The following is a 12,165-nucleotide window of genomic DNA, read 5'->3' on the forward strand; positions in this document are numbered from 1 at the left end:
AGGTTGTGGATAGAACTGACAGAGTCAGTATCATATACCTACGGCAAGGAGACGCTAACGTGGTTTGAAGAGATTTTCGAAGAGTATAATTCTTATTGATGAACTGCTTGCAGTCTGAGAAAAAATGAGCTTGGATAGTATTCCCAAACTCATTTAAATTCAATTAAACTATTAGAACAAGCCTAGAACTGTTCCATCGCTTTCAACATCCATGTTGAGAGCTGCTGGTCGTTTTGGAAGACCCGGCATAGTCATCACGTCTCCAGTTAGGGCAACGATAAAGCCTGCACCTAATTTTGGTACCAATTCACGAATGGTAATTTCAAAGTTTTCAGGTGCTCCAAGTGCATTTGGATTGTCTGAGAAACTGTATTGAGTTTTAGCCATACAGATTGGCAATTTGTCCCAACCGTTTTGAACAATTTGAGCGATTTGTGTTTGAGCTTTCTTCTCAAAGTTCACTTTGCTACCACGGTAGATTTCAGTAACAATCTTTTCAATCTTTTCTTGGACAGAAAGGTCATTGTCATACAAACGTTTATAGTTAGATGGGTTTTCAGCGATAGTCTTGACAAGAGTTTCAGCAAGAGTTACTCCACCTTCTGCACCATCAGCCCAGACACTAGCCAATTCAACTGGTACATCGATTGAAGCACAAAGTTCTTTCAAGGCTGCAATTTCAGCTTCTGTATCAGAGACAAATTCGTTAATAGCTACGACTGCAGGTACTCCAAATTTACGGATATTTTCAACGTGGCGTTTCAAGTTGGCAAAACCGGCACGAACAGCTTCTACGTTTTCTTCTGTCAAAGCGTCTTTAGCCACACCACCATTCATCTTAAGGGCACGAAGGGTTGCGACAATAACTACTGCATCTGGAGAAGTTGGCAAGTTTGGTGTCTTGATATCAAGGAATTTTTCAGCACCAAGGTCTGCACCAAAACCAGCTTCAGTAACTGTGTAATCAGCCAAGTGAAGGGCTGTGCTTGTTGCCAAGACTGAATTACATCCATGAGCAATATTGGCAAATGGACCACCGTGTACAAAGGCAGGTGTTCCGTAAATTGTCTGAACCAAGTTTGGCTTAATAGCATCCTTCAAAATCAAAGCCAAGGCACCTTCAACCTGCAAATCACCTACAGAAACTGGTGTACGGTCGTAACGATAACCAATAACGATATTAGCCAAACGGCGTTTCAAGTCCTCGATGTCTGTTGCCAAGCAAAGAATTGCCATGATTTCGGAAGCAACTGTAATATCAAAGCCATCTTCACGTGGAATACCGTTTAGAGGACCACCAAGTCCAACCGTCACGTGACGAAGAGCGCGATCATTCAAGTCCACTACACGTTTCCAGAGGATACGACGTTGGTCAATTTCCAACTCATTTCCTTGGTGCAAGTGGTTGTCAATCAAGGCAGAAAGGGCGTTGTTGGCAGTTGTAATGGCATGCATATCCCCAGTAAAGTGGAGATTGATGTCCTCCATTGGTAGAACTTGAGCGTAACCACCTCCTGCAGCACCACCCTTAATCCCCATTACTGGACCAAGAGATGGTTCGCGGATAGCAATCATGGTTTTCTTGCCAATCTTGTTCAAGGCATCCGCAAGACCAATGGTAATAGTTGATTTTCCTTCACCTGCAGGTGTTGGGTTGATGGCAGTAACCAAAATCAATTTCCCAACTGGATTGCTCTCAACTGCACGAATTTTATCAAAGCTAAGCTTAGCCTTGTACTTTCCATACAACTCCAAATCGTCGTAAGAAATTCCAAGCTTCTCTACAACATCAACAATGGGCTTCAACTCAATACTCTGTGCGATTTCAATATCTGTTTTCATTCAAAACTCCTCTAACCTCTTATATGATAATTCATTATAACACAAAACAAGATTTTTAACATCCCAAAACTCTCTAAACGTTCGTAAATATCCCTGTTTTTAAGGTTTTTAAAGTCCTTTCTTAAATTTTATATGGCTTTATAGTTTTAAACTATAGTAGATTATTTTTATTTTCTATATATATTCAAGCGCTTTCTTTTGCTTATTATTTTTTTTTTGGTACAATAGTGCTATGAAAATTTTAGTTACATCGGGCGGTACCAGTGAAGCTATCGATAGCGTCCGCTCTATCACTAACCATTCTACAGGTCGCTTGGGGAAAATCATCACAGAAACCTTGCTTGCTGCAGGGCATGAAGTTTGTTTAATTACGACAAAACGAGCTCAGAAGCCAGAAGCTCACCCTAATCTAAGCATTCGAGAAATTACCAATACCAAGGACCTTCTACTAGAAATGCAAGAACGGGTTGCAGATTATCAGATTTTGATTCACTCAATGGCGGTGTCCGACTACACTTCTGTTTATATGACAGGACTTGAGGAAGTTCAGGCTAGCTCCAATCTAGAAGAATTTTTAAGCAAGCAGAATCATCAGGCTAAGATTTCTTCAACTGATGAGGTTCAGGTTTTATTCCTGAAAAAAACACCCAAGATCATCTCTCTAGTCAAGGAATGGAATCCTGCTATTCATCTGATTGGTTTTAAACTACTAGTTGATGTATCTGAAAATCATCTAATTGACATTGCTAGAAACAGTCTTATCAAGAACCAAGCAGACTTAATCATTGCAAATGACCAGACTCAAATTTCAACAGACAAGCATCGTGCTATCTTTGTTGAGAAAAATCAACTTCAATCAGTTAATACTAAGGAAGAAATTGCAGAACTCCTCCTTGAAAAAATTCAAGCCTACCATTCTTAGAAAGGAAAGATATGGCACATATTCTCTTGGCTGTAACAGGGTCAATCGCCTCTTACAAGTCGGCAGATTTAGTCAGTTCTCTAAAAAAACAAGGTCATCAAGTCACGGTTTTAATGACTCAGGCCGCTACAGAGTTTATCCAACCTTTGACACTACAGGTCTTATCACAGAATCCTGTCCACTTGGATGTCATGAAGGAACCCTATCCTGAACAGGTTAATCATATCGAACTTGGAAAAGAAACTGATCTATTCATCATGGCCCCTGCAACAGCTAACACTATTGCAAAACTAGCCCACGGATTTGCAGACAACATGGTAACCAGTACAGCTCTAGCCTTGCCAAGTCATATTCCCAAACTCATCGCACCAGCAATGAATACAAAAATGTATGACCATCCAGCAACTCAGGCTAATCTGAAAACATTAGAAACCTACGGCTATCAGCTGATTGCTCCAAAAGAATCCCTACTAGCTTGTGGAGACCATGGACGAGGAGCTTTAGCTGACCTCACAATTATTTTAGAAAGAATAAAGGAAACTCTCGATGAAAAAACGCTCTAATATTGCACCCATTGCTATCTTCTTTGCAACCATGCTCGTGATACACTTTCTGAGCTCGCTTATCTTTAACCTTTTTCCATTTCCAATCAAACCGACCATTGTTCATATTCCTGTCATTATTGCCAGCATTATCTACGGTCCACGAGTTGGGGTTACACTTGGATTTTTGATGGGGCTACTTAGCTTGACAGTTAACACGATTACAATTCTACCGACAAGCTACCTCTTCTCTCCATTTGTACCAAACGGAAACATCTACTCAGCTATCATTGCCATTGTCCCACGTATTTTGATTGGTTTAACTCCGTATCTGGTCTATAAACTAATGAAAAACAAGACTGGTCTGATTTTAGCTGGTGCCCTTGGTTCACTTACCAACACAGTCTTTGTACTCGGTGGAATTTTCTACCTTTTTGGAAATGTCTTTGATGGTAATATACAAAAACTCTTAGCAACCGTTATCTCAACAAACTCCATTGCTGAATTAGTCATTTCCGCAGTTCTAACCCTAGCTATAGTTCCACGACTACAAACTTTGAAGAAATAAAAACAATCTCCGCTTTCATGCTTGAAGGTGGAGATTTTGCTCTATACAGTTTCTTTTTAGTGAAATCTTTACTAACTTTCAACTAAAAAATGACCTATAAACCCAAGTAAATCCTTGCTTTATTGTCTTGTTTATAGTACTATACTAGTGTATATACAGTTAAAAAGGAGATTCTTATGAATACACGGAAAAAGACACAATTTATGACAATGACAGCCCTTTTAACGGCTATTGCGATTTTGATTCCAATTGTTATGCCTTTCAAGATTGTCATTCCACCTGCTTCTTACACTCTGGGGAGCCACATCGCTATTTTTATTGCCATGTTCTTGTCGCCCTTGATGGCAGTTTTTGTTATCCTAGCCTCTAGTTTTGGTTTTTTGATGGCTGGCTATCCCATGGTTATCGTTTTTAGAGCTTTTTCCCATATCTTTTTTGGGACTTTGGGGGCTCTTTACCTACAAAAATTCCCCGAAACCCTAGATAAACCAAAAGCTTCCTGGATTTTCAACTTTGTTTTAGCTGTCGTTCATGCCCTTGCTGAAGTATTAGCCTGTGTCGTTTTTTACGCCACTTCTGGTACTAATGTAGAAAATATGTTTTATGTTCTCTTTGTGCTAGTTGGATTTGGCACAATTATCCATAGTATGGTAGACTATACATTAGCACTAGCTGTCTATAAAGTGCTTCGAAAACGCCGTTAAAAGGAAGAACTATGACAAAAGATCGCAAACAAGCCCTGCTCCAACTCTTGAAAGAAGCTCCTAAAGCCCTCAATGGCCAAAGTTTGGCGGAACATTTTCATGTCACACGTCAGGTCATTGTGCAGGACATTGCAATTTTGAGAGCCGATGGCGCTCCTATCCTATCCACTAATCGTGGCTACGTCTATAAGCAAGTTGATGTCAATCCATACGTCCACAAACTTTTCAAAGTGAAACATGAAGTTGAAGAAATCGGTCAAGAACTCCTTGCTATCGTAGATAATGGTGGACGTGTTCAGAATACCTTGATTGACCATCCCGTTTATGGAGAAATTGAAACCTTGCTGAAACTGTCTTGTCGTAGAGATGTGCAACATTTTCTAGAACAAGTCGAGCATTCAGATTTTAGACCTCTGTCTGAATTGACAGATGGCATCCATTACCACCTAGTCGAAGCCGAAACACAACAAGACCTCCACTATATCGAGGAGGCCTTGGATCAGCTAGGTTATTTAGTAAAGGATTAGAAAATTTTCTTTTCCCAATCGTCTTCTGTACGACGAGGGTAGAAAAATTCAGATTTGTCCGGAGCTTCCATCATCTCCATCAAGGGTAGCATATCATAGGCCAGATCCAAGTTTGGAATCTGGTCTTTTTGAATCCAATATCTCAAATAGTAACAATGATATTTAAAAACCACATTGAATGAAAATTAACAACTACTTGCTTACTAAAAATATATCACCAGTTATGTTGATCAACATTATCCTTAGTCACAAGATAAATTGGAGAAACTGTTTCTTTTTCCAGTTTTTTCCCTTGATAATGATCTATTGCTGATTGAATAGCGATTTCACCCATCTTAGCTGGTTGCTGAGCAATAGTGGCAGTAATATCACCTTTTGCAATAGCGTCATGTGCATCTGGTTGACCATCAATACCAACAATTAATACATTGCTAAGACCAGCTGCTTTTACTGCTTGTGCAGCTCCTAACGCCATCTCATCATTCTGTGCAAAGATTGCTTGTACTTCTTTGTTTCCTTGAATCATATTTTGCGCTGTATTCAAAGCTTTTGCGCGATCAAAATTAGCAGATTGACTAGAAAGAACATCTAAATTTGTCTTTGAAATTTGTTCAAATCCTTTACCTCTATCTACTGTTGCAGAAGCACCAGGGACTCCTGATAATTCAAAAGTTTTTGCTTTTTCTCCCAATTGCTTGGTAATAAATTCGGCAGCCATTTTACCTGCTTCTACGTTATCAGAAGCAACAGTTGTCAAGACTTCACCACCATTACTACCGCGGTCAATTAAAATTACTGGAATATTTGCATTATTAGCAGCTTTAATAGATGTAACAATTGCATCAGAATCAACTGGATTAATTAGTAAAGCATCTACATTTTGACTAATAAAATTCTGAATATCATCTGCTTGTCTAGCAGCATCATCTTGTGCATCTGCTATCTTCAAAGTTACTTCTTTTTCTCCTGCAGCTTTTTCAAGACCATCTTTCATAGCCACAAAATAGGGATTGTTAGTAGTCGAAATAGAAACTCCTAATTTTAATTCTTTTGCCGACTTTTGAGTCGTAGATTTATTATCATTTGATGAATTTCCTAAACCAGTTTTTCCACAAGCTACTAAAGCAAAAATAAATGTTACAAACAAAGCAAAAATGCTAATTTTTTTAATAATTTTCATGTTATTACTCCTCGTAATATATATCTATAGGGATAGTTTCCATCCCGACTATTGTTCGTCATCTAATAAATTGTTGCTATTTCCAAAAAAATTGAAAATGATTCTACTGTTTTACAACTTTAAAACGATCAATCAGAACAGCAATTAAGATTACAACTCCTTTTACTACTTGTTGCCAAAATGCTGACACACCGATAATATTAAGTCCATTATTCAAAACCCCAATAATTAAAGCACCTATTAAGGTCCCCAGTATACGACCTTTACCTCCTGATAATGAGGTTCCCCCAAGAACAACAGCTGCAATAGCATCCATTTCATAACTAGCACCTGCTGTTGGTTGAGCAGAACTTAAGCGTGATGTTATAATCAATCCAGAAATTGAAGCCATCATACCTGAAATTGAATAAATGATAATTTTCACTTTATTTAGTTTCACACCTGATATATATGCTGCTTTTTCATTCCCCCCTATAGCATACACAGATTTACCAAATGCTGTTTTATGAAGTAAAACATATAAAACAATAAATACAATAAACATAATAATTACAGGAAATGGAATTCCGACTATGTAACCTTGCCCCAAAAATTGAAATAAGAATGTATCACTTAATCCTTTTGTAATAGGATTCCCATTTGTATAAACAAGTGTTGCACCCCTAAAAATAGTCATAGTCGCTAAAGTGACGATAAATGGAGCTAATTTCCCGTAGGAAATCAATAACCCATTCATCATCCCCAGAATGCAACCCAAAATTAAAGAGATGAGAATTGCTAACGTAACAGGCATTCCAGATCCTAATAGGCCAGCGGTTAGCGCACTGGACAAGGCTAAAATTGATCCAACTGATAAATCAATTCCACCTGTTAGAATAACAAAAGTCATTCCAAAAGCAATCAGTGCATTTGATGTTACTTGCAATAGTAAATTTAACAGATTATTTGCTGTTAAAAAATTTGAATTGATAATAGTGATGACAGCCATTAAAATTATCAATGCTATTACTGTTGTCAATTCTGACATATACTTCATAGTATTTTTCACACTATTGTCCTCCTGTAGCTAGTTGCATAACTTTTTCTTGTGTAGCTTCTTGACGTGTTAATTCTCCACTAATTCTTCCTTCATGCATGACCATAATACGATCACTGACTCCGATCACTTCTGGTAAATCTGAAGAGACCATAATAATCGGCACACCTCGTTCAGCCAATTCATTCATTAATTGGTAAATTTCACGCTTAGCACCAACATCTACCCCACGAGTTGGCTCATCTAGAATCAGTACTTTTGGAGCAATACCTATCCATTTTGCTAAAACTACTTTCTGTTGATTACCACCAGAAAGTGTTCCAACTTCCTTATCTGGATAACCTGATTTAATTCGTAGCCTATCTATTAAACGTTGTACAAATATATCACTTGTTTTATTATCGAAAATGCCATTTTTAACAAAATCACGAGTACTAGGTAAAGTCATATTATCTTTAATAGAAAAATCTAAAATCAATCCCTCATCTTTACGATCTTCTGTTAAGAAACCAATTCCATGCTTAATTGCTTCAAAAGGATTTTTAATTATCAGTTGTTCTTCGTTTATTATAATTTGACCAGATTTTAAAGAATCAATTCCAAAAATTGCTCGCATTATTTCAGTACGACCAGCACCCATCAAACCAGAAAAACCAAGAATTTCCCCTTGACGTACATAGAAAGAAATATCCGTAAAAGCATCACCAGAAAGATTCTTAGCTTGAAAAACAACATTCCCAATCTCAGCCTTTTTTTCTGGATAATAATCTTCTAATTCACGACCTACCATCTTCTGAACTAATTCATCCGCATTAGTTAACTTCGTTTTCTTGGTATCAATTACAAACCCATCCCTCATAACAGTTATAAGATCTGTAATCTTAAAGATTTCTTCCATCCGATGTGAAATATACACAATACCTACACCATCAGATTTTAATCCTTCTATCACTTTAAAAAGTGTTTCAGTTTCACGATCAGTTAAAGCTGCTGTGGGTTCATCCATAATTAACAAGGAAACTTCTGATAATAAACATTTTGCTATTTCTATCATTTGTTGTTGTCCGACTGATAATTGACCAATGATTGCATCAAGAGGAATAGAGATATTAAGACGTTTAAATGCTTCTTTAGCTTTCCTTTCCATACTAGCTTTATCTAAAAACCCAATCGAATTTTTTATTTCTCTTCCTAAAAAAAGATTATCAAGTACAGTCATATCTGGCCAAGTATTCATTTCTTGATGAATAAAACTCAGTCCAAACCGTTCTGCCTCTTGAGGATTAGAAAATGTTTTTTCTTTTCCATCAATAAAAATAGTTCCTGAAGTAGCTGGAAAAAGTCCAGTTAAAATATTCATTAAGGTTGATTTGCCTGCACCATTCTCTCCCATTAAAGCATGAACTTCTCCTGAATTAAGAACCAAATCAATACTTTCTAAAACACGATTATTCCCAAAAGATTTTGAAATGTTCTTCATTTCAATTTTCATAGGCAACCCCCTTCTAAATAATAACTCCTGATTGCAAGATTATATTCGAATATGGTGTATCTTCCCCAGTGCGAATAACTGCCTTAACTTTAGTATTCATAGCTTTCAATTCTTCATGACTAATATATTCAATAATTATATTCGATCCTAAAAGATCTAGAACTGCTTGCCACTGTTCTTTGTTTTTTTCCTTAATTTCTTCTGCTAAGAAAATTTTTTCAATAAGTACATGATCTGAATATTCTTTTAAAACTTCTAAAAAACTTGGACTACCTTTTCTTAATGCTAAATCAATTTTATCAACACCTTTTGGAACTGGCAATCCTAAATCTCCGATACAAACCAAATCCATATGACCTAAATCATCAGCTAGTTTTGCTATATTACTATTTAAAATCCCATATTTCTTCATATCCTGAATGCTCCTTTATTTCTTTCAAACTCGGCATGCCTCCTTGCGCTCCAAATCTTTGAACAGAAAGATGTGAAGCAATTGTTGCAAAGGACAATGCAACATTCATCTCTTTTCCTTTTGAGATAGCATAAGCAAAAGCACCATTAAATGTATCTCCTGCTCCTGTAGTATCAACTACTTCTGCTTTTATAGCAGGAATCTTCTGAACTACTGCCCCATCATAATAAATGGAACCTTCAACTCCTAATGTCACAATCATTTTATTAGGATAAATTTTAATAATTTCTTCTAATTTCTTATCTGGAAAAAGCTCTGAACATTCATGCTCATTAGGAGTAATAAAATCACAAAAAGGAATCATCTCTATATCTGTTTCTCTAGCTGGTGCAGGATTGTAAAGCACCTTAACTTTATTTTCTTGGCAAAATTTAGCTATAGATAGATTGGCTTCATGTGGTATTTCATTCTGTAATACAACAATACTTGCATCACTAATCAATTCCCACTCATTTTTCCAATCATTTGTTTTAACTAAATTATTCGCTCCGGGATAATAAATAATCCTATTATCACCTCCATATAAAGTAATTTGTGCAACTCCTGTAAATTGTGGTACCGTTCCCACATGTTCTGTAGAAATATTATTATTTTGCAGATTACTTAGTAAATCTGCTGAAAAAATATCTTCTCCGACGTTTCCAAATATGTAAATATTATCTTCTACACTGGATAATCTACCAATAGCTACAGCTTGATTTGCACCTTTTCCACCTGGAACTATATTAAACGAATCCCCAAAAATCGTTTCACCTCCTTCTGGAATCCTTTTTGTTCTCATAACTAAGTCCATTGAAATACTTCCAACAACAACAATTTTACTCATTACTTTCTCCTTAATGTATTTCTTTCTACGTATCTAACAGGTAGTTTAATTTTAGCTTCATCTATAGAGAACTTATTTGCCATATTATAGATTAGTTTTGCAGCCTGTTCTCCCATTTTATATGATGATTGGTGAATAGTTGATAAAGAAGGATAAATAAATTGACTAAGTACAATATCATCATAACCAATGATTTGAATATCATCTGGAATTTTTTTACCAATTGCTAAAATTTCATGAATATAAGCTATCGCATGAATATCAGAAGGTGCTATAATACTATCGATATTTGGATTTCTTTTTAGATTCTCTTTAGCTTCTTTTTGAATTTTTTCAAAGTCAAACGTTTCACTTTCTTCAATACAAATTTCTAAAGATTTATTCCTCAAATAGTTTAAACTTGCTTCAAACCGTTCCGCGATATTCTCGGCTTTATCATCTAAAACTTTAATAATCAGAACTTGTTTAGCACCTGCATTACAGATTGCTTCAGCAGCCAAACGACCACCTGACTGATTATCAGAAAAAACACCGTAACCTGTATCTTTACTAATCCGGTCAACCACAACAACAGGTAATGATAAATCTGGATATTCTTTTGTGAAGTCATGTGTAGTAATAATTCCAGCAGCATTTGTTTTTAACAGTAAGTTAACATATTCACTCAAAGATTCTTGGTCTGAAATCGTACCAACCATAATTCTATAACCTTTATCTTTCAAATATGATTCAGCTCCTCGAACCAATCTTGGGAAGAAGGGATTTGAAATATCTGGTAATAAGAGTCCTACCATTTGGTTTTTTTTAGTTTTCAAAGATTGTGCTAATACATTTGGTGTGTAATTTAATTTTTTAATCGCATTTTTTATTTTCTCTCTCGCATCATCTCCAACATAACCTTTTTTTGATATATATCTTGAAACCGTTGATTTTGATACTCCAGCTTCTTCAGCAACCTGTTTTATTGTAGTCATCATTCCTCCTTCTTACGTTGTGGAACCGTTCCCTTATTCTATAGTAAACGTTTTCTTTTGATTTGTCAATACTTTTCTAAAAATATTTTAAATTTATTTCAGAGTACATATATTTTTTCCAAATCTATTATTACTATTATACAGGAAACACAACAAGACCTCCACTATATCGAGGAGGCCTTGGATCAGCTTGGTTATTTAGTAAAAGACTAGAAGATTTTCTTTTCCCAGCCATCTTCTGTACGATGGCGGTAGAAAAACTCTGACTTGTCGGGAGCTTCCATCATCTCCATCAAGGGTAACATATCATAGGCCAGATCCAAGTGTGGAATCTGGTCTTTTTGCACCCAAGAAACTTCTCCCTCTTCTGAAGATTGAAGGGTACCAGAGAACTCAGTCGCCTTATAACAAATGACAATATAGCGCCCACCTGTATCTAGTGGCCAATTTTTAATGCCGACAAGTTGAGGATTTTGGATAGTCAACCCTGTTTCTTCATAGATTTCACGAATGACAGACTCTGCGAAAGACTCGCCATTTTCTACATGGCCTCCTGGAAAGGCATAACCGGACCAACGATTGGTTTCAGGAGCGCGATACTGCATAACCACGCGCTGAGTTTCGAGGTCTTCAATCAGACAGATATTTGTTAAAATCGTTAATTGGGAACGGGACATAAATTTACTCGCTTTCTAAGTTATTAAAACATATCTTCGTTGTATTTTACTTCTGACTTCATGATACAGGAATTGATCAATTCATGATGTTGCCACAAAACCTCTGACAATGATAATTTCTTTATTTTGTATATGATAGTCTATATTAATGGAAATGGCTGAACTCGGAATGATTGACAAAGCAAGAATGCCGAAAACCAAAAGTAGTACTCTTCGAAAATCAAAGAGCCAACCACGCCAGATTCGCCTTGCCGTAGGTATATAATACTGATTCTGTCAGTTCTATCCACAACCTCAAAACAATGTTTTGAGCAACCTGCGGCTAGTTTCCTAGTTTGCACTTTGATTTTCATTGAGTATAAGAACTTTAGTTGGCTCCCAATTATCAAAAGAAAAACATAAA

The 12,165-nt window shown here is 36.4% G+C and carries 13 protein-coding genes and 3 pseudogenes; 6 read left to right on the top strand and 10 right to left on the bottom strand.

The window, feature by feature from the left end; genetic code table 11:
• Window positions 1-171: 171 nt before the first annotated feature.
• Entirely contained in the window at window positions 172-1,842 is a 1,671-nt protein-coding gene (locus HT730_RS07625; RefSeq protein ID WP_173307249.1) for a formate--tetrahydrofolate ligase, read from the bottom strand.
• A gap of 232 nt (window positions 1,843-2,074) precedes the next feature.
• Between HT730_RS07625 and coaB the strand changes: the two genes are divergently transcribed.
• From coaB to HT730_RS07650, 5 genes are all read left to right on the top strand, one after another.
• Window positions 2,075-2,764, top strand: coding sequence for a phosphopantothenate--cysteine ligase (coaB, locus tag HT730_RS07630; protein ID WP_173307250.1), 690 nt, complete (start codon window positions 2,075-2,077; stop codon window positions 2,762-2,764).
• Between the two features lie 11 nt (window positions 2,765-2,775).
• Window positions 2,776-3,327, top strand: a complete 552-nt coding sequence (gene coaC, locus HT730_RS07635) for a phosphopantothenoylcysteine decarboxylase (RefSeq protein ID WP_173307251.1) — start codon at window positions 2,776-2,778, stop codon at window positions 3,325-3,327.
• Window positions 3,311-3,874: an ECF transporter S component gene (locus tag HT730_RS07640; RefSeq protein ID WP_000747412.1), complete on the top strand. Its 564-nt coding sequence runs from the start codon at window positions 3,311-3,313 to the stop codon at window positions 3,872-3,874. Before coaC ends, HT730_RS07640 begins: the two co-directional genes overlap by 17 nt.
• Before the next feature lie 176 nt (window positions 3,875-4,050).
• Window positions 4,051-4,578: an ECF transporter S component gene (locus tag HT730_RS07645; protein WP_173307252.1), complete on the top strand. Its 528-nt coding sequence runs from the start codon at window positions 4,051-4,053 to the stop codon at window positions 4,576-4,578.
• Window positions 4,579-4,589: 11 nt separating this feature from the next.
• Window positions 4,590-5,105: a transcription repressor NadR gene (locus tag HT730_RS07650; RefSeq protein ID WP_000159189.1), complete on the top strand. Its 516-nt coding sequence runs from the start codon at window positions 4,590-4,592 to the stop codon at window positions 5,103-5,105.
• Here HT730_RS07650 and HT730_RS07655 read toward each other — a convergent pair.
• The 7 genes and pseudogenes from HT730_RS07655 to HT730_RS07685 all read right to left on the bottom strand — a co-directional run.
• A pseudogene (locus tag HT730_RS07655) lies at window positions 5,102-5,242 on the bottom strand (NUDIX hydrolase); the annotation flags it as partial. The gene HT730_RS07650 and the pseudogene HT730_RS07655 overlap by 4 nt on opposite strands.
• Window positions 5,243-5,319: 77 nt before the next feature.
• Window positions 5,320-6,285: a substrate-binding domain-containing protein gene (locus HT730_RS07660; protein WP_000691495.1), complete on the bottom strand. Its 966-nt coding sequence runs from the start codon at window positions 6,283-6,285 to the stop codon at window positions 5,320-5,322.
• Window positions 6,286-6,388: 103 nt separating this feature from the next.
• Window positions 6,389-7,333 (bottom strand): ribose ABC transporter permease, encoded by a 945-nt coding sequence (gene rbsC / locus HT730_RS07665; protein WP_023938584.1) that lies wholly within the window; start codon window positions 7,331-7,333, stop codon window positions 6,389-6,391.
• 1 nt (window position 7,334) lies between these two features.
• Entirely contained in the window at window positions 7,335-8,813 is a 1,479-nt protein-coding gene (locus tag HT730_RS07670) for a sugar ABC transporter ATP-binding protein (protein WP_173307254.1), read from the bottom strand.
• A gap of 13 nt (window positions 8,814-8,826) precedes the next feature.
• Window positions 8,827-9,225, bottom strand: a complete 399-nt coding sequence (rbsD, locus tag HT730_RS07675; RefSeq protein WP_000759835.1) for a D-ribose pyranase — start codon at window positions 9,223-9,225, stop codon at window positions 8,827-8,829.
• Window positions 9,200-10,111, bottom strand: a complete 912-nt coding sequence (gene rbsK / locus HT730_RS07680; protein WP_023940188.1) for a ribokinase — start codon at window positions 10,109-10,111, stop codon at window positions 9,200-9,202. The genes rbsD and rbsK overlap by 26 nt, the downstream gene beginning before the upstream one ends.
• Entirely contained in the window at window positions 10,111-11,085 is a 975-nt protein-coding gene (locus HT730_RS07685) for a LacI family DNA-binding transcriptional regulator (protein WP_000207600.1), read from the bottom strand. The genes rbsK and HT730_RS07685 overlap by 1 nt, the downstream gene beginning before the upstream one ends.
• 144 nt (window positions 11,086-11,229) lie before the next feature.
• Between HT730_RS07685 and HT730_RS07690 the strand changes: the two are divergent.
• Window positions 11,230-11,298 (top strand): annotated as a pseudogene (locus tag HT730_RS07690) (DNA-binding transcriptional regulator); the annotation flags it as partial.
• On the opposite strand, the gene HT730_RS07695 reads toward HT730_RS07690, so the two are convergent.
• A complete protein-coding gene (locus HT730_RS07695; RefSeq protein WP_173307255.1) occupies window positions 11,295-11,762 on the bottom strand; it encodes an 8-oxo-dGTP diphosphatase in 468 nt (155 codons plus the stop codon). The pseudogene HT730_RS07690 and the gene HT730_RS07695 sit on opposite strands and share 4 nt — an antisense overlap.
• 23 nt (window positions 11,763-11,785) lie before the next feature.
• A pseudogene (locus HT730_RS10555) lies at window positions 11,786-11,968 on the bottom strand (hypothetical protein); the annotation flags it as partial.
• Between the last annotated feature and the right edge of the window lie 197 nt (window positions 11,969-12,165).

The organism is Streptococcus sp. k-628 (assembly GCF_013277475.1).
Classification (GTDB): domain Bacteria; phylum Bacillota; class Bacilli; order Lactobacillales; family Streptococcaceae; genus Streptococcus.

Coding starts and splice junctions, on each gene's coding strand:
- HT730_RS07625 (WP_173307249.1), bottom strand. CDS start 1,842: ATGAAAACAGATATTGAAATCGCACAGAGTATTGAGTTGAAGCCCATT.
- coaB (WP_173307250.1), top strand. CDS start 2,075: ATGAAAATTTTAGTTACATCGGGCGGTACCAGTGAAGCTATCGATAGC.
- coaC (WP_173307251.1), top strand. CDS start 2,776: ATGGCACATATTCTCTTGGCTGTAACAGGGTCAATCGCCTCTTACAAG.
- HT730_RS07640 (WP_000747412.1), top strand. CDS start 3,311: ATGAAAAAACGCTCTAATATTGCACCCATTGCTATCTTCTTTGCAACC.
- HT730_RS07645 (WP_173307252.1), top strand. CDS start 4,051: ATGAATACACGGAAAAAGACACAATTTATGACAATGACAGCCCTTTTA.
- HT730_RS07650 (WP_000159189.1), top strand. CDS start 4,590: ATGACAAAAGATCGCAAACAAGCCCTGCTCCAACTCTTGAAAGAAGCT.
- HT730_RS07660 (WP_000691495.1), bottom strand. CDS start 6,285: ATGAAAATTATTAAAAAAATTAGCATTTTTGCTTTGTTTGTAACATTT.
- HT730_RS07670 (WP_173307254.1), bottom strand. CDS start 8,813: ATGAAAATTGAAATGAAGAACATTTCAAAATCTTTTGGGAATAATCGT.
- rbsD (WP_000759835.1), bottom strand. CDS start 9,225: ATGAAGAAATATGGGATTTTAAATAGTAATATAGCAAAACTAGCTGAT.
- rbsK (WP_023940188.1), bottom strand. CDS start 10,111: ATGAGTAAAATTGTTGTTGTTGGAAGTATTTCAATGGACTTAGTTATG.
- HT730_RS07685 (WP_000207600.1), bottom strand. CDS start 11,085: ATGACTACAATAAAACAGGTTGCTGAAGAAGCTGGAGTATCAAAATCA.
- HT730_RS07695 (WP_173307255.1), bottom strand. CDS start 11,762: ATGTCCCGTTCCCAATTAACGATTTTAACAAATATCTGTCTGATTGAA.